A 23850-nucleotide genomic window follows, 5' to 3' on the forward strand; every position below is an offset into this window, starting at 1 on the left:
TTCATAAAAGTAGAGTAGTATAATCTATGAGTCTGGAACTTCTATCCTTGAATTAGAAATTCTTGTCATCAGATTGGCAAATTTTTATGATATTAGTCAGACGATATAATAGCAGTTATCATCGTAATATTTACTATTGTTTGAATAACTTTGATCAACATGAAGACCGCCTTTTACAGTACACATAAATTTGAAAGGGATTTTTTGTTACAGGCAGCCGGCGACCAGCATGAATTAGTTTTGCTGGAACCGGCACTCTCATTGGCAACAGCACCGCTGGCAGCGGGTTGTGAGGCTGTTTGTATCTTTGTAAACGACGATGGTTCAGCCCCGGTATTAGAAAAACTCGCGGCACTGGGCGTAAAGTATCTCGCGCTTCGCTCCGCAGGGTTTAATCATGTAGACATACAGGTGGCACATGCATTAGGTATGCGCATAGCGCGTGTACCGGAGTATTCACCTTATGCCGTGGCAGAGCATACAGTTGCCTTAATACTGGCACTCAATAGAAAACTTGTCAGGGCACACAACCGTATCAGGGACCTGAACTTCTCATTGGATGGGCTAACCGGTTTTGACCTGCATGGCAAGACAGTCGGTATCATCGGCATGGGAAAGATTGGTAAGATCGTGGGCCAAATCATGCGGGGCTTTGGGTGTAAGATCATTGCTTTTGACAGATACCCGGATCCGTCTTATGAGGCTACTTATCTAAGTATAGATGAGTTGTGCCGGCAGGCGGATATCATTTCGCTGCATGCACCGCTGACACCCGAAACGGAATATATTATCAATAAACAAAGCATTGCCAAAATGAAGAAAGGGGTAATGCTGATCAATACCAGCCGTGGTAGACTGATCAATACACTGGATGTGACGGAGGGATTGAAGTCAGGCCAGATAGGTTATCTGGGACTGGATGTATATGAAGAAGAGAGGGGATTGTTTTTCGAAGATCATTCCAGTGATATCGTACAGGATGATGTGATCTCCCGACTGATCACGTTTGCCAATGTACTGATCACGAGCCATCAGGCATTCCTTACCGACACCGCATTAAAGAATATAGCAGCAACGACGATGTTCAACTTAGATTGTTTTGTGAAAGGAGAGAAAGGAGTAAATGAATTAGGGTAAATAATATCGGTGTAGATGTTTGAGTAAAAAGCCGCCTCTTTCAGGAGACGGCTTTTTAATTTATTTACGTTCATGAATATCCATTCTCAGGAGTTCATCTATAGATTCCTCCATATTGCCGGAATCAACGGCTTCGGCGAACTTTTTCAGTTGTTTCGTCTTTTTGATACCAACACCCTTTTTATAGACATTCACTATTCCCAGAAGCCCTGCTCTGGCACCATCCCTTTGGTTCTTATTATCCTTGTTATTGATGCAAAAGGACGCATAATTTCCCAGGTAGATAGGGTACAGTTGTGGGTTATCTTTCATCAGCTCGATCAAAGGATCACCCAGGTTAATGTTCACATCAGGTGATCCCATTACCCATGTAAGGATAAATGCATTTGTACGCTTACGTAGTTCCAGTTGTTCATTGAGTGGTGTTTCATTCAGCCATTCAGTCGCCTGAAGGAACATGGGTGCTGCTTTCGCATAATCTTCTTTAACTTTCAGTTCAGGGAATTGCGGACTGCTCTGTGCGTTTACAAACAGGACACTCAGCAGCAGAAGGGAGGTAGCAAAAAATGTTTTCATATAGTATAGTGTGTTTACAAAGTACCGGGTGTACTACTATTGGTCACCTTATACAGGGGTTTCTTTTTCGCATAGTCAAATACCAGTTGGCAGAACACTTTAACACCTACATCCAGTTTTGAATCGTCAATAAAGAAATCCGGTGTATGGTGGGCGGCAACTTTTGCAGGATCTGCGCCTGCGGGCATGCCACCAAGGAAAAAGAAAAATGCAGGAGCTTTGTCACCATAAAAGGAAAAGTCTTCAGCACCTGTCGTCCATTCAGTTTCGTTTACATTATCTTTTCCGGCAGCGGCTTCGATAGAAGGGACCATGAGTTTTACTAGTTCGGGATCGTTGTAGGTCACTTTGGTCTTATTTTCAATCACAACATCTGCGGTGGCGCCAGAAGCTTCAGCTATTTTGGTGGCTGTGAGTTTCATTTTCTCATGCACCTGTTTCAGCATTTTGTTATCAAATGTACGAATGGTTCCTTCCATTGTCAATTCTTCAGGAATAATATTGCTTCTTACCCCACCATTTATTTTACCAACAGTGATGACTACGGGGCCTTTGGTCAATTCCGCCTGACGGCTGACGATGGTCTGGAATCCCTGAATGATCTGGGACGCGACTACGATTGGATCGATGCCGTTCCAGGGTTGAGAGCCGTGGGTTTGTTTCCCTTTTACTTTGATGGTGAACCAGTCGCTGGAAGCCATTTCGGCGCCGGATTTATATTTGACCATGCCCACGGGTGTCTGGGAGTTGATGTGCAGGCCGAAAATGGCATCAACTTTTGGATTGTCCATTACACCTTCTTTGATCATGAGTGGGGCGCCGCCTTCTTCGGGAGCAGGAGCACCTTCTTCAGCAGGCTGGAAAATGAATTTTACGGTACCAGGAACGTCTTTTTTCATGGAGGTAAGTACATCGGCGGTGCCCAGCAGGATCGCGATGTGAGAGTCATGACCACAGGCGTGCATAACAGGCACTTGCTGACCTAGGTATTCGGCGGTGTCAAGAGATTTGAAAGGAATATTGGCTCTTTCATAAACCGGGAGGGCATCCATATCGGCGCGGAGGGCTACAACAGGGCCTGGTTTACCACCTTTTAGAATGGCGACAACGCCTGTTTTGCCAACCCCGGTATGCACTTCGAGACCAAGTTTTTTTAAGTGTTCTGCGACGAAAGCGGCTGTTTTGAATTCTCTGTTGGAGAGTTCCGGGTGTTGGTGGATGGCCCGGCGCCAGGTGATGACAGAGTCTTTAATGGAGGACACGTTTTTGTCGAGGGTGGATTGGGCCATAGAAAGCATAGGTGCAAAGGTCAGCAGGATGAACGTCTTTTTCATGAGTCAGCTTAGATTTTGGTGAAGAGTGTGAGTGTACAAAATACAATTAATTTTGGCTTGTGGAATAGGCGGGAGAAAAATACCTTTTCGCGGGGAGGATAAACTAAAAAGCACTTTTGTGGTGGACAAAAGTGCTTTTTAGTTCAGGAAAGGTAATGGTTCAGTGAGTTGATAATCAGACCTGCGTCACGAAAGTTTTGGACCATTTCTTGTCGTTGACCTTCATACTCTTCATTCTCTATCTCCAGGAATACATAATTTTCATCTACTTCAGGGTGCCGGAGAATGCTGGCATTTAAATCATCCCGTTCTGCAGCATGTTCTGGTAAGAATTCTTCCTGATGGTACTTAGGTACTTTATTACCATGTAAATAGATTCGGACATCGTTTTCCCCATGAAAGCCAAAATAATGTAAATCACCAGCGGAAAAATGTGGTCTGATGGGTGTACCTAAAACGGTAGATATTATTCTTACCACCTCCCCAATCGGCGTTGTTGTTTCCACTACAAATATTTCAACCTCTTCAACTATGATTAATTGCTCAAGATATTCACTAAATGTTGGAGCTATTGTTTCCTCTGATTTAATAATACCAGATTCAAGTTCAATATGCACAACAGAAGGTGTATCCGGATCTTTTCGATAATCCAGGCAGAGACACCAGTGAGCAAGTCCATCAAAGGGAATCAGCCCGTGTGGTATTGATGGCAAAAACTCATTGTTTGTAATTGAGTTTTCATTCGGACCGATGCCAAAAATCCTGGTATGGTTGTAATCTTCATCTCTTAAGCCACATCGTATATTCCCTCCATTTTGTTTTTTCATCAACTCAATGTAGGCCGCAGGCAGGCGGTATCCCAATTGCTTTTCAGCAGATTGAACCATTCCCGGAGTAAGTAATGGCTGAACATCGGATAGAGTAATGGGTCTTTCCCATATAGAATTTACATCTTTCATAGTGTGGGTAACATTTAAATGGTTAACAATGTCATATTCAATATAAAGAAATTCTCTAATTTCTCCATTATTTAATTTTCTCCCCGTAATTTGCACCTGTAATTCAAAGACATACCATGAGCAGAGAAAGCATATTATCCGCTGTAAAGCAAAATCAGCCTGAACAGCATCCCCTTCCGGAACTGGAACCCTTTCACCACAGTGAAGCAGGCGATCCTGCGGCATTTACGAAAGTCGTAGCGTTTCTTGGTGGCCAGGTAGTATCCATAAAAATTTATGCCGATATGCTCCCCCTAATAAAAGAACACCCACTGGTAGTTACCACCCACCCTGAATTTTATCCGGATGGTATGCAAAACTGGGAGGAAGGTGAGGGCCGCCAGCTTGAAAAGGTAGACCTGGCCATCATCCAGGGGCGCCTGGGCGTAGCGGAAAATGGCGCTGTATGGGTCACTGACGATGAATTGAAGGTAAGGGCGCTGCCGTTTATTGCGCAGCACCTGGCGATTGTCTTAAAAAGTTCGGAGATCCTACCTACCATGCATGATGCTTATCGCAAAATAGGCGGTCCGGACGCCGGTTTTGGAGTATTTATCGCCGGTCCATCCAAGACCGCAGATATCGAACAATCACTGGTTTTAGGTGCACATGGCGCAAAAAGCCTGACCGTGTTCCTGATAGATTAGAAATATTATACCGTATGCAGGTACATTGCCTGCATACTTTACTTAACCCACCCACGTATGAAAATCGCCTTTAAAATGTACCTCAAACCCGGGTACAAAGAAGAATATCGCCAACGACATGCTGCCATCTGGCCAACGCTGAAACAACTCCTGAAGGAAAATGGTGTCAGCGACTATACCATCTTTCTTGACGAGACTACCAATACCTTATTCGCCGTTCAGCAGCAGTCAGGCGAACAGTCTTCCCAGGAGCTGGGTACTACTGAGGTGGTGAAACGCTGGTGGGCTTATATGGCCGATATTATGGAAACAAACGAAGATCATTCCCCGTTATCCATCCCCCTTGAATCCGTTTTTCATATGGATTAACCTGGACTATTTCCTTTCGGCTAACTGGACTATCCATTCCCTTTCCCATTGCTTTATTTTTGACAAAAAAAGCATGCAAAGACTGGATATCACCAACCTGTTTCCCGAAATTTATGCCGCCATCCGTGGACTGGAAAAAGCGACCAGCGATCTGAAATTACACCTTTACAAAAAGAGTTAATAAAGATCAGGGCATCCCAGCTCAATGGTTGTGCTTTTTGTTTGCATATGCATGTAGAGCTGGTGTTGAAATATGATGAAGCAGCCTATCGCCTCAACCTGATCACTGTATGGAAAGAAGCAAAACATATGTTCTCAGAAGAAGAACAGGTCATACTGGAATTAACAGAACAAATGACCCTGATCCATCAACAGGGTCTCACAGAAAATGTTTATTCAAAAGCAGTGGCATTATTCGGTGAAGAAACCACCGGACAGATGATGATGAGTATCCTCGCTATTAATAGCTGGAACCGGCTGGGAATAGTCCTGCATTGGAATCCGCAGATATAATGAAATCAAAAAAACGGCTGTATCCAGCTTTCAGCCGGTTTTATCATCTTACTATCTTTCTCCACAATACTTCTCATTACACCTTCATTCAATAAATACGCATTTGCCTTTTCGCTTTCCAGCCATAAATTACTATGCATAGTGAGTCCCTCTTTCATGCCTGCATACACCTGGTTATTGATGGTTTGCAACACTGTTGGACTATTAGTGGTCATCACCACCTGATTATCTGAATAATTTGCTGCCAGCGTGATCAAATCTATCATTTGCTGCTGTGCTAACGGATACAAATGTGCTTCCGGTTCATCGATGATTAAAAAATATTCTAACCCTGTCTGCATAATAGTAAACAACTGCATGAGCAGCCATAATGCCTCCTGCTGCCCGGTCGATGCATATGGCATTTCAATAAATGTTCCTTTCTTTTCCAGTTTGATCCGCTCATTTTCTTTCTCATATACATAATCTCCTCTCAGTATTTGCTTTATAAGCTTAATGCCCATCTCCAGACTTTCCCTGTCCACAATATTAAGTGCGGCCTCCTTATTCACCATCTTTTCCAACTGATCAAAATATAAAGGTTTCATGTCCGCTACCTGCTGAATAAAAACTTTCATCGTATTGTCTATCCGCTGATCCAGGTACCTGTCAGAAACCCCATAAGCCATTACTCTGCCCGCAGGTATATACACCGGTATCTTTTCTTTCCCTAACAACTTTGAAATATATCCATCTATCTCCTGGTAGAATTTCTGTTTCGTTTCTTTACTGGCATCAATATACCGCTCAGTTATAAAAGTTCTCAAAGCAGCAAAAATATCCCTGATCTCTACTTCCAGTTTTTCACTAAAGGCTACCTGAATTACGTTCTTTTTCTGAAAAATGGTAATCACCTTATCATCCTCATAATCATATTTCAAAAAGAAGTCACCATAGCGCGGAAGGTTATTCCAGAAGTGGTTAAATTTACCAACTATATGCTCCTTTAATATCACCTCAGGAAGTGGGTCTGCACATAACCCCTCCACCAAATCTGATACTGTTCTAAAAACCTCTTCCCGTAAAGATTTGAAAATATATAGCAGCTTTAAAATCGTACTTTTCCCACTTGCCTGCGGGCCAATCAAAATCATGTAATCCTGTATGTTCAATTCCACTTCTTTTAGTGGACCAAATTTTCTGATTTTTAACTGTTCCATAATTCAATATCCAGATAATTTATCATTCTTTCAAATAATTCGAACAGAATGATCAAATAGAAAAGCCACCTCTCAAAGTGGCTTTTTCCATTTCATTATCTTCTTTGCCTTCTCACCAAAACAGCTGTTACGATCACGGCTATCAACCCCGGCAGCAATCCTGGTAATATCCATTTGATCACATTTACACCCGCAGCCGATACCCTTACAGCATCATCTTTGGAAGGTGCCCTGTATACATCCACAGGAAACTAGACTTCTCCATTATTAAACTGTGCACGCCGCTCCCATAGAACCGCAAAGGCGGTGTTGACTACATCTCCGCTTCTTCTTTCTGCCCTAAGATCTTATAGGCAAAATAGCACAGTGGTTGAAGCTGTGCGTTAAAGATGGTGCGGAATGCTTGTTCGTCGCCCTGCGAGAAGCGCAGGATGATATTTGGATCGTTATAAGGTGTAAGAATTGTCAAGTCAGCCGAAAGTTAGACACACATTTTGCATTCAGCCCAAAATACTATTTTTTAAATTGGTTTTTCAGTCATTATATTGACTACTACATTCATTTATTATAATTCCTTCTTAATTGTCCTAGCGACCTTTTATGCCCCTTTTCCGCTGCTTTTTCAAAATAGTGCTTCGCCCAGCGGTCAGATTGCTTTACTCCATCACCATATTTATAACACAGCCCCAGATTATAAATAGCACTTAAATGGCTACCCCGGGCAGCTTTCCTATACCAGAATACAGCATTTTTATCATTTTTTTTAACCCCGTGTCCCAAAAAGTAACAAATGCCCAGAGCATGTTGCGCCATGAAATCTCCTTTGATAGCAGACCGTGTATACCAGCGAACAGCGGTTTTAAAATCCTGTGCTACGACCTCTCCATTATAATAAAAGAATCCGATATTGAACATCGATTCCATATGTCCCTGTTCTGCAGCTTTCATATACCAGTTAAATGCTTCGGGAATATTCCGGGGAATACCTTTGCCATGATCATAAAGCGTGGCAAGGTAGAACTGGGCACTTTTGTGGCCATTACAGGCAGCAGCATACCAAAGGTCAAAAATAACCTGCCAGTCTTTTTTCCTCCCATGAATATTAAAGGCGAGATGATAGCCTTTGATAAAAGCGCGGTGTTGTTGGGCGTAGGTCATTGGATTAACTTGGAAAATAAAATGCCTCACAAAGGTGAGGCATTTGGAATAAATTGAAAACTTTATTCTGAAATTAATGATGTCCATGTTGCAAATGGGAAAGGACATTTATCATATCCTTCCATTGCTATTGGTAATGGTGCGGCCCAAACGTAATCCGCTTTTTTGCGCATTATAGGAGGACACTGTGATTTTATTCTTACAGTTTTGATCCTCTCATTAGTTGTTGTAGTAGTACTTAACATATTTTCTTGTTTTTAATTTCTCTTTTTTCTAATTACCATAAATCGGTCATAATTGACATCCGGCTGGAATTCTTCCCACTCATTGCCCCGCAATCCGAAAATGTGAAATAGCTCCTCTATTTCCTCTCTATGTGCATTTATGCCCATCTGGTATAATCTTGTCCTTGAAGGAGTACTTCCTTTTGCATGTACATAGACACGGCCTGCATGATCTGTAAAATCAACGACCGTACCCGCAACTGTAGCGAGAATTTTAGCCTTATCTTTATTATTTGAAGTAACATTATCACTGACGCTGTCAGTAACTTCATCATAATCTCCAAATGATAAATTGAATAGGGGCCCATCCCCATCATCAACTTTTTCATATCGTATCTTCTTTTTGATAACCCCTTTTGGCCCCAAACTTTCAAAAGTGAAATTGGCAAAGGTGCTATCGGGACAACAAACATATTTCTCGAAGTGCATACCCAAATTTATTCCTTCCTTTCCGGTTTTTTCTTGTTCATTTTTGTTCATTTTACTTTTCTGAAATTCCATACAACTCAATACCCACAGACTTTCCCATACTACTCACTGTTTTTAAAATCACCTACACGAAACCTCGCTGCACTTTGTCTGAAAATACACCATCAATTCATTTATATATACTCCCCCAAAGTCAAAAAAAACACACACTTCCCAAAAGTGCACTTCCCCAATTTTTCTGCACCAATAATAAAATGATCCCGTAATCAAAAATCCATTTTCATAAGCTAAATTTTACTAAAAAAAAGTAGTGGATCGGCTATATTTATCAACTATTTTCATTCTATGAAACCATCTGCTGTGGCTGATTTCAAAGGAAATTGTATTTTCGGTAAAAATGCTAATTTGTTTAGTTTTTATTACTAAATATAGTAGTAATATTGCGTTGCCGCCTTACCTTAAAATAGAGAAGCTATGAAATTAAATGAGCGATCCATTATTCATCTTGATCTGGATGCATTTTTTGTATCCGTTGAATGTCTGAAGAATGGTGCTTTCAAAGGAAAACCCCTGATCGTAGGAGGGGGAGAGCGGGGAGTAGTCGCAGCCTGCAGTTACGAAGCCCGTGCTTTTGGTGTACACGCTGCCATGCCTATGCGCACTGCCTTGTACCTATGCCCGCAGGCTATCGTTATCAAAGGTGATCATGAAGACTACAGCAACTACTCACGTCAGGTCACGGAAGTGATTGCCCAATCAGTACCGATGTTTGAAAAAGCTTCTATCGATGAATTTTATACCGACCTAACAGGGATGGATAAGTTTCACAGTACTCAAAAATTCAGTAAAGAACTCAAAGCAAAGATTTATAAGGAGACCGGCCTGCCAGTTACATATGCACTGGCATCGAGTAAACTGATTAGTAAGATAGCGACAAATGAAGTAAAACCCGATGGCCAGACAATCATTCCTTTCGGAGAAGAAAAATCATACCTCGCGCCACTGGCCATTGAAAAAATGCCAATGATAGGAGATAAGACTGCAACCTTATTAAGAGAAATGGGTGTAAGTACGATCCGTACATTATCTGAAATTCCCCCCAGTTTGTTAGGTGCCAGATTTGGGAAAAATGGGCTAGAACTGTCAAGGCGTGCAAATGGAATTGATGAAACGCCCGTTGTACCTTATTCTGAACAAAAGAGTATTTCTACACAGGAGACTTTTAATAATGATACAATTGATATAGCATTCCTGAACAGAGAAGTGGTACGCATGACCGAGAAGATCGGTTTTGTACTCCGCCAGCAGAATAATCTGGCGGGGTGTGTAACCGTAAAATTACGGTATGCCAATTTCGATACGGTTACCAAACAGCTGTCTATTTCTTATACCTCCTCTGATCATATACTGTTGCGCACAGCAAAAGAATTGTTTGATAAATTGTATGACCGGCGTATGCTGGTAAGATTGGTAGGCATTCGATTTTCTGATCTCGTACCCGGTAATTATCAGATTAGTTTGTTCGACGATACGCAGGAGATGATTCAATTGTACCATGCAATAGATAGTATTAAGAAGCAGTTTGGCGCGGGTGCATTAGTGCGGGCACGGACACTATGAAGTAATTATTTATGTACCTGAACTGTAAAACATTTTTTTCCTACCGATACGGTACCTTCTCCACAGAAGAACTGGTCGCCGCCGGCGTCGATGCCGGCGCCAACAGCATGGCCATTACCAATATCAACAACACCGCGGATGTATGGGACTTTATGCAACATTGTCACAGTGCCGGTATTCATCCCGTACCCGGCACTGAAATCCGGAACGGTGATCATTTCTGTTATTTATTGCTCGCAAAAAATAATGCAGGCTTCCTGCATATCAATCGTTTTTTGACTGAACACCTGCAGGAAAAAAAGTCTTTCCCTGCAAAGCCTGTCATAGACGATAGCGTATGGGTAATCTATGCCCTCGGCATGGTTTCGCCGGCCAGGTTAGCGCTCAATGAACTCATCGGTGTGCAACCTACCGAAGTTAATAAACTCTTTGGGATTGACTTAGGGGCATATAGTACAAAGTTCGTCGTCAGACAGCCTGTTACTTTTCAGGACCGTACCTTTTACAGCGTACACCGGCTGCTGCGGGCCATCGATAAAAACATCGTACTGAGCAAACAGGAAGATACGCACAAAGCTGCCGTACATGAATACTTCATGCCAATGACAACCATCATGGAGCAGTTTAAACAATACCCACAGATCTTGATGAACACGCTGCGGATAATGGAGTCGTGTGACATACAAATTGATTTTAAAGCTGACAAAAACAAACAGGCATTTACAACTAGCCGGGAAGATGATCGTATTCTGCTGGAAAAGCTTGTTATGGATGGTCTGCCATATCGCTATGGCAGTAAGAATGAGAAAGCCCGGGAGCGCGTATTAAAAGAGTTGAAGATTATCAACGACTTAAAATTTAATGCCTACTTTCTCATTGCCTGGGATGTGCTTCGCTATGCGAGAGACCGGCGGTTCTTTTATGTAGGACGTGGTAGTGGAGCCAATTCGATCGTGGCTTATTGTCTGCAGATCACCGATGTCGATCCGATACAACTGGATTTATATTTTGAGCGTTTCCTCAACCCGTACCGTACTTCTCCTCCTGATTTTGATATTGACTTTTCCTGGAAAGACAGGAATGAGATCATCGACTACATCCTGAAGCGTTATGGTAAAGAGCATGTGGCGCTATTGGGCATGCATACCACCTTCCAGCGCAGAGCGATCATCCGTGAATTAGGAAAGGTGTATGGCTTGCCCAAATCGGAGATAGACCGCTTGTCAAGAGGAGAGTACAATACGAATGATAACAATCACAGGCAGATCATACGCTTTGGCGATCTGATGAAAAATTTCCCGAATCATGTAAGCATACATCCCGGTGGTATGCTGATCAGTGAATTGCCCATTACGCAGTATACCGCATTAGAGATGCCACCGAAGGGATTTTCCACTACACAGATAGATATGCTTGTAGCGGAGAATGTGGGCTTGTTTAAGCTGGATATATTGAGTCAGCGGGGACTGGGGCATATCAAAGACACGATAGAACTGGTGCGTGAGCACCATCATGTAGATATCGATATTCACCAGGTAGAGCAATTCAAAAAGGATCCGCAGTTGGCTGCGCAGATCCGTGATGTGGATACTATTGGATGTTTTTATATAGAGAGTCCTTCCATGAGAGGGGTATTGCGCAAGTTGCGGTGCGATGATTATCTCACACTGGTGGCGGCATCTTCGATTATCCGGCCGGGGGTGGGGAGTTCCGGGATGATGCAACAGTATATCTGGCGGTTTCACAACCCGGATAAGTTTGAGTACCTGCATCCGGTGATGGAAGAATTGCTGGCAGAGACCTATGGTGTGATGGTGTACCAGGAGGATGTGATCAAGGTCGCACATTATTTTGGCGGTCTGGATATGGGAGAGGCGGATATCCTGCGGCGGGCGATGAGTGGAAAGTATAGAGGAAATAAGGAAATGAAGCGACTGGAAGAGCTGTTCTTTCGCAACTGCGAGGAGCGGGGGCATCCTGAAAAGATTGCCAGGGAGGTATGGAGACAGATCGAAAGTTTTGGAGGATACTCATTTAGCAAGGCGCACTCTGCGAGTTTCGCGGGGGAGAGTTACCAGAGCCTATACCTGAAAACGTATTATCCAATTGAGTTCATGGTGGCGGTGATTAATAACTTCGGCGGGTTTTATTCACGGGAGTTATATTTTCAGCAGTTAAAGAAAGCCGGTGCCAATTTACAGGGGCCTTGTGTCAATAATAGCGAATACCTCACAGATATCAGAGACGGGAAGGTATACGTAGGTTTTATTCATATCCAAAACCTCGAACAGAAATTCGCAGAGAAGCTATTGGCAGAACGCATACAAAATGGTCCTTATGTCCATTTGCAGGATTTTATAGAACGTACAGAGGTGGGGATAGAACAATTGAACTTATTCATAAAAGTGGGCGCATTTCGTTTTACAGGGCGAACAAAGAAGCAGTTATTGTGGGAAGGGAATTTCTTGCAGGTGCACATGGATGATCATGTACCGGGACGGCAGGCGTTGTTTGCAGAAGAACCGGTATCGTTTGAGTTACCCATGCTGCCTGATAATCAAAGGGAAGATATGATGAAGGAGATGGAGTTAATGGGGTTTCCGATAGGGAATGTATTTGAGCTGGTGGATGATGATCTGTCGAAGTATCCGCTGGCAGCGACCTTACCGTCTTTATTAGGGCACGAGGTGCTCGTATTGGGATACCTGGTATGTACAAAGGAGACGATGACAAGAGAAAAGCGGGAGTTAATGCATTTCGGTACATTTCTGGATGCGGCAGGAGATTGGCTGGATACAGTACATTTCCCGGAAGCGGCACGGCGGTACCCATTCCAGGGGAGAGGGTTTTATAGGTTGAAAGGAAAGGTGATAGAGGAGTTTGGGGTGTATAGTGTGATGGTGGGTGAGATGGAAAAGGTGGGGATTAAACAGGAGTGGTAGTATAGTAGAACTTCGATTAGGGTTCGATATAGCTTCGTCACCATTTCGCCACCAAAAGGGCATCAAAAGGGCACCAAAAGGGCACTTCAATATCCCAGGGATATACAAGTGACCTTTTAGTGGCGAAATGGTGACGAAATTATATCGAAGCGCTGGTATGGTCAGGTACCGAAAGGACTGGTGATCTCCTTATTAGAAGGGCGTTTTTTACTTTAGTAGACAACGTCCACTAAATATGTTATCTTTACCCTACCATGTTTACCAAAACCATCCAGGAAATTCGCGTATTCAACCGCTTCTATACAGACCTTATCGGCCTGTTAAACAAGCATTTGCTCAACAGTGCTTACTCTCTATCTGAAATCCGTATAATGTACGAGATCCATACAGCCGGAGAAGCCCAGGCTTCCCATATCATGTCTGCAATGGATATAGATAAGAGCTATCTGAGCAGGATCCTGAAAAAACTGGAAAAAGACGGTGTGATTACCAGAAAGGCTTCAGAACAGGATGGGCGTGCTACAGTGTTGTCACTAACCGCAAAAGGGGAGAAGCTGTTTGAAGAACTGACAAAGGCAACAGAAGACCAGATCAGTGGATTGATAACGCATCTGAATACCCAACAACAAGTGGAACTGGTTACGCATATGCAGGCGATCAGAACGATATTACAAGACAATCAATAAACAGGAGAATCATGAATGTAGGAATTAGTTTAGCCGATATCACTATCAGAAATAACTTACAGCCCGGAGACCTGGGTTTTGTGGCCTACATGCATGCGATGCTGTATGCAAAGGAAATGGGGTATGGAATTAATTTTGAAGGATATGTGCTGGATGGTTTGGGAGAGTTTGCGCATCAATATGATCCTACGAAAGATAAAGTCTGGATTTGTGAGCATGAAGGGAAAATAATAGGTTCCCTGGTTGGGTTTCATAGAAACAGTGATATCCAATTCAGGTATTTTATATTCCTGCCGGAATACAGAGGGATTGGATTAGGCAAGCATCTCATGGCAGAATTTATGAATTACGCAAGAGCGTCAGGGTGTAAGAATATTTATTTGTGGACGACCACCGAACAGGCAACGGCAATTTCGTTGTATACGAGATTTGGGTTTAAACAAACAGGAGAGAAGTTTTCGACCGCTTTTGACAAGCCACTCACAGAGTTAAGATTTGATATGACATTATAAAGAATGATCCTGAAAAGGATCATTCTCCCACTATTTTCAATCCAATAATAGAACCAATCAGTAAAGTAATAAATACAATCCGCCAGGTATTCACCGGATCTTTGAATACAAAGATCCCCACTAAAACCGTACATACTGTACCAATCCCTGTCCATACAGTATAGGCTGTGCCAATAGGAATGGTCTGTGCGGCTTTCATCAGCAACCCAAGACTGAAAGCCATGGCTATCACCAGCGCTGTATACCAGCTATAAGCAGTAGACCCGTTGGCAGCCTGTGCTTTTCCTAAGCAAAAGGTAAAGGCTGTCTCTAATAACCCCGCCAGAACTAATATTATCCAATTCATGGTCGCAAAGGTCTGAAGAGAGAGGGAGAATATTTTATACAAATGATAAAAAAGAGGACAATTAACAGGTACCATCTACTGTTTCGTTCTTATCCTGCTCAAACTCACCTGCGTAATTCCAAGATAAGACGCAATGTGTCCCAATGATACCCTTCTGAGCAGTTCCGGGGTATCCTGCATTAGATCTGCATACCTTTCGGCTGCTGTTCTGAACTGCTTGGCTATTAGTCTTACCTCTGTTCTTGCCAGTTCAATCTCCGCCAGTTTTCTTCCCCAATTGGCAATATGAATGTCCTGAAGATAGAGTGTTTCCAGTAAGGCACCATCAAAATGATACAATTCACTATCTTCCAGTAATTCGATATCTTCATAGCTCTTCTCCTTACTCACATAGCTTTTCATTGACAGCACCGGGTCGCCTTCCATACCAAAAAAGAAGGTAATGCTTGTGTCTTCTTTTTCTGTAAAAGCCCGGACAATACCTTTCTTAATAAAATACAAATTATGATCTATCTTATCTGCCCTTCAGGAGGCATTGGATGAATCCGATGTATAATTTCAGTTAAGGTCATAATGATGCAAAAGTAAATATTCTCTGGACTATTACTTATTTCCCCGCTGGCCCCCTGCTGATCGGCTAAAAAATTACACCTTTGCATTATGTATATACCACACGATAATCTCATGGATAACCCTGCTGAAATCCTGTCCTTCATTCAGCGGTATAGCTTTGGAACGATGATAACGAATATTGAAGGTATACCTGTTGCCACCCACCTGCCTTTTCATGCAGAGATGAGAGCGGATCAGCTAATCCTTACCGCACATATTGCGAAGGCAAATAAGCAATGGCAGGCGATAACCGCGCAACAGAATTTAGTTATTTTCTCTGAGCCGCATGCGTATATTTCTCCCACTAATTATGATAGTCTGCAATCGGTTCCTACCTGGAATTATTTGTCTGTGCATGCTTATGGGAAGGCAAATATTATTAATGAAAAGGAAACCGTCATGGCAATGCTGGAAGCAGCAATCAAGGATTATGAACCGGGGTATATGGCACAGTGGAATGAACTGTCGGAGACATTCAGGTACAAAATGGCGAATGGCATTGTCGCTTTTGAAATAGTCGTTACGACATTACAAGGCAAAAAGAAACTCAGTCAGAATAAAACAGATGAAGAAAGAAAAAGAATCATTGCATCATTGAAAAATTCCGGAGATAGTATCGTCACTCAGTTAGGAGAGTACATGGAAAATCCATAGGGGTTTTCAGGCTTACAAACTCCCCCTCATGATTAACCTGAACTCATTCTTCACTACCTCCATCTTTTTTCCTGATATCATTTTCGCTGCTGCCTTGCCCATCTCATCATGGTCTGTGGAAATAACTGTTATACCATCTAATAATATCTCTTTTAAAAGCGTCTCATTGTAGCTAACAATCCCCACATCCTTTCCAATTGACAATCCCTGATTGCGGCAAATTTTCACCAGATTGACCAGGTCCGTTTCCTCAATAATCACATATGCCTGTCCTTTTACGACCGGGGTATCTAACTCGACTCCTTCTATCACCGAATAATTAAAATCATTCATCCTGCAGAAATACTGGAACCCCATTTTAATCTCCTCAGGGTAAGGTGTCATGCCGGGGTTCACATACACCAACCTGTCGTACTTCTTTAATTGAGGTAAAGCATCTGTCAATGAAGCATATATATCCTTCTCAAAATTCTGATATACGATACCATACTTCCCTCTCAACCCGGGGAGGTCCTTATCTAATAATATCAGTTGATCTGCTGGTATCCGCTGTATAATCTCAAGTACTTTTTCCGGCTGCTCATAAAAATGCGGCATGATCACATAATAATCATAGTCACCGATCCGGTTGTTCATCAGGTTCTCGAACAAAGTCACACTGTGATGATGAATATGGAGGTCTACAAATACATTATTTCCTAATGCATGTACAAATGCATTATATAATTGTTTTTTATAGTTGCTGATTTTATTAAATAAGAGTAACACCCGTAAAGGGATGGTGACATCGGTCCGATTTATAAAATACCCTTTACCTTTTACTGATATAATTACTTTCTTATCCCTCAGTTCATTGTACGCCTTCTCCACAGTTCCACGTGATAACAGGTATTCTTCACTTAATTCATTAATAGATGGAATTTGCTGGTCGCGCTTCAATATGCCATCTCTCACGGCTGCCATAATAGAATGTACAATCTGCTGATAAACGGGAATTTTGCTACTGGTATCAAGTTTCAGCCCTTTCATACCTCCAAAATACTAAAACTTCCCTCATGTTGCGTATATATACGTGTATGGCGAAACTATGATATGGTTATATAATATATATATGCTGGTGAACATATTTTGCATAATTATTGTTCTAGTAATGTTATATTGGTCTAGTTGAATAGATCGATTGGACAAACAGGCATTACACACTTCTGGCCATTAATTTTTGATCCTTATGCATGCATTTTCGTTTATATGTAGCCGTAATTGATACTTCAATAGGTGGAAACTACCTATTAACAAATCATTATTGCTTTTTTACCAACGATAGTATTAATTTTGGTGTACAAGCACATGATCACTACAACTACTTTCCCTCCTTAAAAAATTTTAACCATCTGATGTGAAGGCTATCGGTAGAACGGATGTCGTCGTTTTTACCAATAACCACCAGGGTTATATGTACACAACTTACTAATTAAACTATGAATCAGAATCATCAAGCAGCAGTTCCTGAAAGTGCTGCTACCAAAAAAGTACATCGTTGTCCCAGATGTAAAGGGGGAATTCTGGAAGACAGAGTTCCAAGAGGTTTTATCGTTAAATATTTATTGGGGGTATTTCCACTTAGAAGATATATTTGTTACAAATGTTTCAAGAAATCATATGTATGGCATAGGGAATGACTTTTCCCATCTCCTAAAATGCGCCCCCAAAACTTTGATTGTTAATATGGTGAATATATCGAATATATTGCTGCTTTAATAAATTATTTTCAGCTTTTATGAAAACAATCTTCTATAAAAATTGTTATTCAATCTGGAAAGACTATATACTAATTACTTGAATTGGTATATAGTTTGAGTGATTAATCTAACTCCCGATAATTGTGGTGAATGGGAATTTATTCTAAGTAACTTTCTTTAGAGTTTATTTAATCTCCAAACATATATATTCAATTTAGGCGAATGTTTTGACACACTAATATCATAATTTTAATTGCAACCTTTTGAAGCATTCACTTTGTGTTAGGTTGGTAGTGAGTTGCCAAGTGAGGCCGATTGGAATGTGATACGTATAAATACGTATTTTTTTATAGATTAAGTTGCTTCCTATAGTAGGGTCTGCTGAATAAGTATTAAAGTGTTGTTAATTAATATTATATGGCATTATTTTTGATAAAGAAGTGTTTCTGTATTGAAAGATTCGTCTCCAAAACCATGCAGCCATGATACGGTACACACCTGCAAAACAGTTGACATTAGAAGGCTTTTCCACTCCTTTTTCGCAGCAATTATTCAGCAGGGCCTATAATAATCCTTTCGGACTGAGCGGCATGTATTTATTGTTGGTTTTTAATGGTTTGCAACTGATTTAAATATATATTGAGCGTGATGTATGAAATAAAAAAACATCTGATCATAATTACTTATTCTTTACGCAAAAGCTAATATTATGTATTTATTTGCATGCTGTTTATCTCAAATGACATAAACAAGTTATAAGGGTAAGTAATAACGATTGGAATAATTATGAATCACTGATACAGTTTTAACCTTATCTAATTAATTCGATGACTAAGAGATCTTGGATAACCCCGTCCTGGCTGATATTGCTATTAGACCTCGGGTGTTCTATTGTTGCTATGAACCTTGCATATTTGCTAAGGCTCAATTTTAACCTCGAAGATTTTAGCCGCTATTCCATTAAAGATATAATGGCAGTAGTTGTATGTACTAATCTGTTAACGTCGTTGATATTTCGTACCTATACGGGTATCGTTCGTTATACTAGTATGTCCGATATAGGAAGAATTTCCGGCATGGGGCTATTGGGAAGTATTGTATATTTTTCTGTAAATTACGCATCCGTGCACTTCGGCGCGGGCACGATGATTCCATTGTCTGTCATTCTTATCAACTTCTTTATTAGTATTTCCGCTTTACTTTCCTATAGATTAATCATAAAATGGGCGTTTCACTACTATGCACGCTATGGTTCAATTCATAAAACCAAAGCCGTTATTTATAATGCCGGATACTCCGGTTTAATGGTACGCAAAGCAATCAGTGAAGATGCCGCCGGCAATATCCGGATCTGTGGTTTTCTTGATGATAAACTCACACGGGCGGGAAAACGATTGGAAGGGCTACCTATCTTTGGTACCAGCCGCGCTTCCCTTGAGAAACTGGCTACCCACGAAGGTGTGAAGTTACTCCTTATAGTAGAAGAAGCCATCGATACTCAATTATTAAATAACCTCGTCGACCATTGTCTCTCTCTCAATATTAAAGTACAGAAAGTTTTACCGATCAATAAATGGATCAGCTCTGGCTGGAACCCCTCCAAATTACAGGATATCCGTATTGAAGACTTGCTGGACCGTTCTGTTATCAAAATTAATAACGCCCAGGTGCAGAAAGAAGCAGAGGGAAAATCCATCCTCGTTACAGGTGCTGCCGGCTCTATCGGTAGCGAACTTGTAAGACAACTCGTAAAACTGAATCCTTCTGTATTGATCCTTTGCGATAAAGCTGAATCCCCACTGCATGAACTTGAACTTGAATTGCAGGATCAGGTTTCAAATGTGACTATTGTACCTTTTATTGCAAACGTCTGCGATAAAAATCGTATGCAACAATTATTCGAGGTATACGAACCCACCATGGTATACCACGCCGCTGCCTATAAGCACGTGCCCATGATGGAAAAGAACCCTTCTGTAGCTGTCATGAACAATGTACTGGGTACGAAAATCCTCGCCGAACTGTCTGTTGACTTTGGCGTAGAGAAATTCGTAACCGTATCGACCGATAAAGCTGTTAATCCAACCAACGTGATGGGGGCATCCAAAAGGATCGCTGAGATCTTTACCCAGTCTTTCAACCATCACATGCACAAACATTACAAAAAAACAGGCCCTGTATACGGTCATCCGCCTACCCGATTCATTACCACCCGATTCGGGAATGTATTAGGTTCGAATGGAAGTGTTATTCCTCGCTTCAAACAGCAATTAGAGAAAGGAGGACCACTGACTGTAACACATCCTGAGATTACCCGCTATTTTATGACCATCCCCGAAGCTTGCCAGTTGGTGCTGGAAGCCGGAGCAATGGGGCAGGGCGGCGAAATCTTTGTGTTTGATATGGGGCAGCCCGTTAAAATTGCCCACCTGGCCAGAAAAATGATCCTCATGAGCGGTCGCGAACCAGGCAAGGATGTGCAGATTGTGTATACAGGACTTCGTCCAGGAGAAAAACTCTACGAAGAACTACTTAATAATTCTGAGAATACCGTGAGCACTTATCATGAGAAAATCATGATTGCTAAGGTGAGGGAATATGATTTTATTGAAGTAAATCAACGAATTGAAGAACTGATTGCAAGTGCGCACAAGCATTATGTTACGCCTACAGTAGTACTCATGAAACAACTGGTGCCTGAATTTATTAGCAAGAATTCAGCATATGAACAGCTAGACAAAGACAAAATAAAAATCTGACAATAATACCGGAAAACTTGATCGGCAAGAATTTTGCTGTGTCCGGTCATTTGCTATTAAATATTCTAGATATAATGAGGATTTCTACAACCGGGCACCCAAAAGCTGGAATTAGTGTATGTCTATATGCGATGACTTTGTTGCTATTTGCGATCATCAGCTCATGTACTACCACTAAAAACATTACTTACTTTAATGATGTTGCAGATTCAGTAAAGTGGAGATCGATTGAACAGGCGGGTTATGTAACACCGGTAATCCAGCCCGATGATATCTTGCAGGTGAATATTCAGACACTCGACCCATCTGCTACTGCTATGCTCAATCAGCAGTCGTGGCCTACTGGCAGCAGTGCGCAATCCTCAGTGAATAATTCCGCCGTTTCCCCTACTAATGTAAGTGGTTACCTCGTTGATAAAAATGGTTATGTGATCCTGCCCCTACTGGGAAAAGTATCCGTGGTTGGAAAAACGACCGACCAGGTAAGGGATGAAATAAGCACAAAAGCTGCTGAATTTTATAAAGAACCTGTTGTCACTGTTCGATTTGCTAACTTTAAAGTAACTGTTCTTGGTGAGGTCGCTAAGCCCTCCACGTATGTAATGCCCAATGAAAAAATTACCCTTCTGGATGCCATCGGCATGGCCGGAGACCTGACCATCTACGGGAAAAGAGAAAATGTGTTGCTGATCAGGGATAACAATAACAAAAAAGAATTTATTCGTTTTGATCTAAACAACAGTAATACCTTCCAGTCTCCGTATTTTTACCTTCGTCAGGGCGATGTGGTATATGTGGAACCCAGTAAATCAAGGGTTGCCGCTACCGATTCCAGGCAGGTACGCAGAATTACCATTCTTACTTCTCTGCTGACGCTGATGGTGGTTATTATATCCAGGATCAATTTATAAATTTTCTATCTTTTTTATATGCATCATAACGGGAACAATTTTCAGCCAAATCCTATTCCCTCTACAGGTATTAATGAAGAGAGCAGTGAGAATGGCGTGGATCTAAGAAAGCTTATTGACAAATTCATTTCTAATTGGTACCTTTTTTTCATCTTCCTGATCATCTGTATTGCAATGTCGTGGATGTATATCCGCTACACGACACCTGAATATAAAGTGCAGGCCAAGATCCTGATCCAGGACGATAAGAAAGGAGGGGATATACCCGGTAAAGAGATCTTTCAGGAACTACAGCTCTTCTCGAGCAAGAGCAATGTAGACAATGAAGTGGAGATCCTGAAATCCCGTTCCCTTATGCAGCGCGTAGTGCAGGACCTGCAACTTTATACCAGCATTACCGCCGAAGGCCATATTAAACGCAGTGAACTGTATGGCAACTCCCCATTCTATATGACCTGGGTACATCTGAAAGATTCCCTTCGCGCGGTCAAATATACCATCAAACCCGTAGCTGACGTAACTAAATTCTCCCTCACACCCGGCAAATCCAGTAATACCATTACTGCTGCCTGGGGAGATACTATGCACCTGAATGAAGGTGACCTGGTAATGAGAAGAAATGTCAACTATGCATTTGAAGGCACCTATACAATAGATATGACCTCTTTAGATCAGGCAGTGGAAGACTTCCAGCGCATGATCGACGTGTCTATCCCCAATAAACAAGTGAGCACCATTGACCTGAAACTGGATACCAAAGTACCAGTGAAAGGGGAAACCATCCTTAACCGCTTTATCGACGAGTACCTGAAGGCCAGTGTAGACGATAAGAACAGAATAGCAGATAGTACTATTGCATTCATCGATAACAGATTGGTCATAGTAGGGCAGGAGCTGAGCGGCGTGGAAAAAGAAATTCAGAATTTCAAGCAGAGCAACGAACTGACTGACCTGACCGAACAATCTAAATTGCTCGTATCCGGTACAGGCGACTTCCTCAAACAGCTGACCGACCTCCAGGTAAAACTGAGTGTGGTAAAATCACTGGAAGAGTACCTGAACGATGGTAAAAATAGTAAAAGAGTAGTGCCGTCAGCGCTGGTGGTTGAAGATCCTACCTTCGCAGGCATCATTGAGCGCTACAATATGCTGCAACTGGAAAGGGAAAGACAACTGCTGTCCAGCACTGAGTCTAACCCGCTGATCAAAAATATCGATAACCAACTGGCAGGCTTACGTCAGGACCTTTCAACGAACGTAGCTTCTGTTAGAAAAAGTATTGAAGTAAGCATTCAGTCATTACAAACCCATTCAGGCGAACTGTCTCAGAAAATCAGGAAAGTGCCTGCACAGGAACGTATCTTCCTCGACTATTCCAGACAGCAATCCATCAAACAGGAATTATACCTGTTCCTGTTACAGAAACGTGAAGAGACTGCCATTTCCAAGTCATCCAACATGGCTACTGCCAGGGTGATTGACCATGCGAAAACAGTAGCCCGTCCATTCAGACCCAAACGTTCACTCGTGTACCTGATCGGATTTTTACTGGGGCTGGTATTCCCTACTCTGATCATCTATCTGAAAGAATCTCTCAGCACCCGTATCACGCACAAGGCGGATATCACTGGTACTACTACAGTTCCGATCCTTTCTGAGATAGGTCACTTCGAAGGTGGTGAAATGGTCATTGTACAACGTGACTCTGTAACCCCACTGGCAGAACAGTTCCGCGCCGCACGTACAAACCTCCAGTTCGTACTTTCCGGTGCTTCGGACAAGGTGATCCTCATGACTTCCAGTATGAGTGGTGAAGGTAAATCGCTCATCGCTACCAACCTGGCGGCGGTATTATCCATTTCCGGTAAGAAAGTGGTGCTGATGGAACTGGATTTAAGAAAGCCAAAGATTTCCACTTACCTGGGATTGAAAAACTTCTCCGGGTTTAGTACTTATATAATTGGTAAGACCAGCTATGAAGAGCTGATCCAGCCTTCCGGTTTTAATGAAAACTGTTTCGTGATCAGTTCTGGTCCTATTCCACCTAATCCAGCCGAGTTGTTACTCCAGGAAAAGGTAACGCAACTGTTTGAAAGACTGCGCCAGGAGTTTGACTATGTGATCATTGATACTGCACCAATCGGCCTGGTAACAGATGCACAGTTGCTGGCAAGATATGCAGATGCGACTATCTATGTAGTACGACAGAACTATACCTTCAAGCAACAGCTGCAGATCGTAAATGACCTGTATCAGCAACGTAAAATGCCGAAACTGAACATCGTGGTGAACGATGTGCGGAAAGGCGACAGAAATGGTTATGGTTACGGTTACGGATATGGTTATGGCTATGGCTACAACGTGTCTGAAACAGAAAGACCATTATTATCGAAACTGACAAAAAAAATCAGGAAATAAATAAAAC

25 protein-coding genes are annotated in these 23850 nt (G+C 42.0%); 13 read left to right on the forward strand and 12 right to left on the reverse strand.

The features are described 5' to 3' along the window. Positions 1-159 precede the first annotated feature (159 nt). Positions 160-1137 carry a 2-hydroxyacid dehydrogenase gene (locus QQL36_RS21710; RefSeq protein WP_321566738.1) on the forward strand — a complete coding sequence of 326 codons (978 nt, stop codon included), beginning with the start codon at positions 160-162 and terminating at the stop codon, positions 1135-1137. Between the two features lie 60 nt (positions 1138-1197). On the opposite strand, the gene QQL36_RS21715 is transcribed toward QQL36_RS21710, so the two are convergent. From QQL36_RS21715 to QQL36_RS21725, 3 genes are all read right to left on the reverse strand, one after another. After that, positions 1198-1713 (reverse strand): hypothetical protein, encoded by a 516-nt coding sequence (locus QQL36_RS21715; RefSeq protein WP_321566739.1) that lies wholly within the window; start codon positions 1711-1713, stop codon positions 1198-1200. A 14-nt stretch (positions 1714-1727) separates the two neighbouring features. Beyond that, positions 1728-3047, reverse strand: coding sequence for an amidohydrolase (locus tag QQL36_RS21720; RefSeq protein ID WP_321566740.1), 1320 nt, complete (start codon positions 3045-3047; stop codon positions 1728-1730). Between the two features lie 143 nt (positions 3048-3190). Beyond that, positions 3191-4006, reverse strand: a complete 816-nt coding sequence (locus QQL36_RS21725) for an SMI1/KNR4 family protein (protein WP_321566741.1) — start codon at positions 4004-4006, stop codon at positions 3191-3193. Positions 4007-4122: 116 nt separating this feature from the next. Between QQL36_RS21725 and QQL36_RS21730 the strand changes: the two genes are divergently transcribed. From QQL36_RS21730 to QQL36_RS21740, 3 genes are all read left to right on the forward strand, one after another. Then, entirely contained in the window at positions 4123-4692 is a 570-nt protein-coding gene (locus QQL36_RS21730) for a LutC/YkgG family protein (RefSeq protein ID WP_321566742.1), read from the forward strand. 57 nt (positions 4693-4749) lie between these two features. Further along, entirely contained in the window at positions 4750-5061 is a 312-nt protein-coding gene (gene rhaM, locus QQL36_RS21735; RefSeq protein WP_321566743.1) for an L-rhamnose mutarotase, read from the forward strand. A 186-nt stretch (positions 5062-5247) separates the two neighbouring features. Next, positions 5248-5574 carry a carboxymuconolactone decarboxylase family protein gene (locus QQL36_RS21740; RefSeq protein WP_321570558.1) on the forward strand — a complete coding sequence of 109 codons (327 nt, stop codon included), beginning with the start codon at positions 5248-5250 and terminating at the stop codon, positions 5572-5574. 5 nt (positions 5575-5579) lie between these two features. On the opposite strand, the gene QQL36_RS21745 is transcribed toward QQL36_RS21740, so the two are convergent. From QQL36_RS21745 to QQL36_RS21770, 6 genes are all read right to left on the reverse strand, one after another. Then, complete coding sequence (locus QQL36_RS21745) at positions 5580-6773, reverse strand: AAA family ATPase (protein ID WP_321566744.1); 1194 nt, start codon at positions 6771-6773, stop codon at positions 5580-5582. Between the two features lie 95 nt (positions 6774-6868). Beyond that, entirely contained in the window at positions 6869-7018 is a 150-nt protein-coding gene (locus tag QQL36_RS21750) for a hypothetical protein (RefSeq protein WP_179091105.1), read from the reverse strand. Positions 7019-7086: 68 nt separating this feature from the next. Beyond that, positions 7087-7242, reverse strand: a complete 156-nt coding sequence (locus QQL36_RS21755) for a hypothetical protein (protein ID WP_321566745.1) — start codon at positions 7240-7242, stop codon at positions 7087-7089. 89 nt (positions 7243-7331) lie between these two features. Further along, positions 7332-7931: a tetratricopeptide repeat protein gene (locus QQL36_RS21760; RefSeq protein ID WP_179091104.1), complete on the reverse strand. Its 600-nt coding sequence runs from the start codon at positions 7929-7931 to the stop codon at positions 7332-7334. A 62-nt stretch (positions 7932-7993) separates the two neighbouring features. Next, positions 7994-8176, reverse strand: coding sequence for a hypothetical protein (locus QQL36_RS21765; protein WP_179091103.1), 183 nt, complete (start codon positions 8174-8176; stop codon positions 7994-7996). Positions 8177-8188: 12 nt separating this feature from the next. After that, on the reverse strand, positions 8189-8716 hold the full coding sequence (locus tag QQL36_RS21770; protein WP_321566746.1) for a DUF6934 family protein: 528 nt from the start codon (positions 8714-8716) through the stop codon (positions 8189-8191). A 402-nt stretch (positions 8717-9118) separates the two neighbouring features. On the opposite strand from QQL36_RS21770, the gene dinB reads away from it, so the two are divergent. The 4 genes from dinB to QQL36_RS21790 all read left to right on the forward strand — a co-directional run bounded on the left by dinB (position 9119) and on the right by QQL36_RS21790 (position 14404). Beyond that, the gene (dinB, locus tag QQL36_RS21775) at positions 9119-10264 is read left to right on the forward strand and encodes a DNA polymerase IV (protein ID WP_321566747.1); all 1146 of its coding nucleotides are present in this window, start codon (positions 9119-9121) and stop codon (positions 10262-10264) included. Positions 10265-10275: 11 nt separating this feature from the next. Then, the gene (locus tag QQL36_RS21780; protein ID WP_321566748.1) at positions 10276-13206 is read left to right on the forward strand and encodes a DNA polymerase III subunit alpha; all 2931 of its coding nucleotides are present in this window, start codon (positions 10276-10278) and stop codon (positions 13204-13206) included. 254 nt (positions 13207-13460) lie between these two features. Beyond that, positions 13461-13892 carry a MarR family winged helix-turn-helix transcriptional regulator gene (locus QQL36_RS21785; protein WP_321566749.1) on the forward strand — a complete coding sequence of 144 codons (432 nt, stop codon included), beginning with the start codon at positions 13461-13463 and terminating at the stop codon, positions 13890-13892. Between the two features lie 11 nt (positions 13893-13903). Next, complete coding sequence (locus QQL36_RS21790) at positions 13904-14404, forward strand: GNAT family N-acetyltransferase (RefSeq protein WP_321566750.1); 501 nt, start codon at positions 13904-13906, stop codon at positions 14402-14404. Between the two features lie 19 nt (positions 14405-14423). On the opposite strand, the gene QQL36_RS21795 is transcribed toward QQL36_RS21790, so the two are convergent. Both QQL36_RS21795 and QQL36_RS21800 read right to left on the reverse strand, forming a co-directional pair. After that, positions 14424-14750 carry a DMT family transporter gene (locus tag QQL36_RS21795; RefSeq protein WP_083722822.1) on the reverse strand — a complete coding sequence of 109 codons (327 nt, stop codon included), beginning with the start codon at positions 14748-14750 and terminating at the stop codon, positions 14424-14426. A gap of 75 nt (positions 14751-14825) precedes the next feature. After that, positions 14826-15251 (reverse strand): Crp/Fnr family transcriptional regulator, encoded by a 426-nt coding sequence (locus QQL36_RS21800; protein WP_321566751.1) that lies wholly within the window; start codon positions 15249-15251, stop codon positions 14826-14828. 159 nt (positions 15252-15410) lie between these two features. Here QQL36_RS21800 and QQL36_RS21805 point away from each other — a divergent pair, with 159 nt between their 5' ends. Next, the gene (locus QQL36_RS21805; RefSeq protein ID WP_321566752.1) at positions 15411-16016 is read left to right on the forward strand and encodes an FMN-binding negative transcriptional regulator; all 606 of its coding nucleotides are present in this window, start codon (positions 15411-15413) and stop codon (positions 16014-16016) included. Positions 16017-16028: 12 nt separating this feature from the next. Here QQL36_RS21805 and QQL36_RS21810 read toward each other — a convergent pair whose 3' ends face one another. After that, positions 16029-17045, reverse strand: coding sequence for a GntR family transcriptional regulator (locus QQL36_RS21810; protein WP_083722819.1), 1017 nt, complete (start codon positions 17043-17045; stop codon positions 16029-16031). A gap of 1192 nt (positions 17046-18237) precedes the next feature. Here QQL36_RS21810 and QQL36_RS21815 point away from each other — a divergent pair. The 4 genes from QQL36_RS21815 (at position 18238) to QQL36_RS21830 (ending at position 23843) form a co-directional block, all read left to right on the forward strand. Next, positions 18238-18387: a hypothetical protein gene (locus QQL36_RS21815; protein ID WP_321566753.1), complete on the forward strand. Its 150-nt coding sequence runs from the start codon at positions 18238-18240 to the stop codon at positions 18385-18387. A gap of 195 nt (positions 18388-18582) precedes the next feature. Further along, the gene (locus QQL36_RS21820) at positions 18583-20514 is read left to right on the forward strand and encodes a nucleoside-diphosphate sugar epimerase/dehydratase (protein ID WP_321566754.1); all 1932 of its coding nucleotides are present in this window, start codon (positions 18583-18585) and stop codon (positions 20512-20514) included. A 74-nt stretch (positions 20515-20588) separates the two neighbouring features. Further along, positions 20589-21425, forward strand: coding sequence for a polysaccharide biosynthesis/export family protein (locus tag QQL36_RS21825; protein ID WP_321566755.1), 837 nt, complete (start codon positions 20589-20591; stop codon positions 21423-21425). An 18-nt stretch (positions 21426-21443) separates the two neighbouring features. Next, a complete protein-coding gene (locus tag QQL36_RS21830) occupies positions 21444-23843 on the forward strand; it encodes a polysaccharide biosynthesis tyrosine autokinase (protein WP_321566756.1) in 2400 nt (799 codons plus the stop codon). Positions 23844-23850: the final 7 nt, after the last annotated feature.

This window comes from Chitinophaga sp. LS1 (assembly GCF_034274695.1).
In the GTDB taxonomy this organism is placed as follows: Bacteria; Bacteroidota; Bacteroidia; order Chitinophagales; family Chitinophagaceae; genus Chitinophaga.

Coding starts and splice junctions, on each gene's coding strand:
- QQL36_RS21760 (WP_179091104.1), bottom strand. CDS start 7,931: ATGACCTACGCCCAACAACACCGCGCTTTTATCAAAGGCTATCATCTC.
- QQL36_RS21825 (WP_321566755.1), top strand. CDS start 20,589: ATGAGGATTTCTACAACCGGGCACCCAAAAGCTGGAATTAGTGTATGT.
- QQL36_RS21815 (WP_321566753.1), top strand. CDS start 18,238: ATGATACGGTACACACCTGCAAAACAGTTGACATTAGAAGGCTTTTCC.
- QQL36_RS21710 (WP_321566738.1), top strand. CDS start 160: ATGAAGACCGCCTTTTACAGTACACATAAATTTGAAAGGGATTTTTTG.
- dinB (WP_321566747.1), top strand. CDS start 9,119: ATGAAATTAAATGAGCGATCCATTATTCATCTTGATCTGGATGCATTT.
- QQL36_RS21780 (WP_321566748.1), top strand. CDS start 10,276: ATGTACCTGAACTGTAAAACATTTTTTTCCTACCGATACGGTACCTTC.
- QQL36_RS21720 (WP_321566740.1), bottom strand. CDS start 3,047: ATGAAAAAGACGTTCATCCTGCTGACCTTTGCACCTATGCTTTCTATG.
- QQL36_RS21785 (WP_321566749.1), top strand. CDS start 13,461: ATGTTTACCAAAACCATCCAGGAAATTCGCGTATTCAACCGCTTCTAT.
- QQL36_RS21790 (WP_321566750.1), top strand. CDS start 13,904: ATGAATGTAGGAATTAGTTTAGCCGATATCACTATCAGAAATAACTTA.
- QQL36_RS21725 (WP_321566741.1), bottom strand. CDS start 4,006: ATGAAAGATGTAAATTCTATATGGGAAAGACCCATTACTCTATCCGAT.
- QQL36_RS21820 (WP_321566754.1), top strand. CDS start 18,583: ATGACTAAGAGATCTTGGATAACCCCGTCCTGGCTGATATTGCTATTA.
- QQL36_RS21745 (WP_321566744.1), bottom strand. CDS start 6,773: ATGGAACAGTTAAAAATCAGAAAATTTGGTCCACTAAAAGAAGTGGAA.
- QQL36_RS21765 (WP_179091103.1), bottom strand. CDS start 8,176: ATGTTAAGTACTACTACAACAACTAATGAGAGGATCAAAACTGTAAGA.
- QQL36_RS21715 (WP_321566739.1), bottom strand. CDS start 1,713: ATGAAAACATTTTTTGCTACCTCCCTTCTGCTGCTGAGTGTCCTGTTT.
- QQL36_RS21770 (WP_321566746.1), bottom strand. CDS start 8,716: ATGGAATTTCAGAAAAGTAAAATGAACAAAAATGAACAAGAAAAAACC.
- QQL36_RS21830 (WP_321566756.1), top strand. CDS start 21,444: ATGCATCATAACGGGAACAATTTTCAGCCAAATCCTATTCCCTCTACA.
- QQL36_RS21795 (WP_083722822.1), bottom strand. CDS start 14,750: ATGAATTGGATAATATTAGTTCTGGCGGGGTTATTAGAGACAGCCTTT.
- QQL36_RS21730 (WP_321566742.1), top strand. CDS start 4,123: ATGAGCAGAGAAAGCATATTATCCGCTGTAAAGCAAAATCAGCCTGAA.
- QQL36_RS21805 (WP_321566752.1), top strand. CDS start 15,411: ATGTATATACCACACGATAATCTCATGGATAACCCTGCTGAAATCCTG.
- rhaM (WP_321566743.1), top strand. CDS start 4,750: ATGAAAATCGCCTTTAAAATGTACCTCAAACCCGGGTACAAAGAAGAA.
- QQL36_RS21810 (WP_083722819.1), bottom strand. CDS start 17,045: ATGAAAGGGCTGAAACTTGATACCAGTAGCAAAATTCCCGTTTATCAG.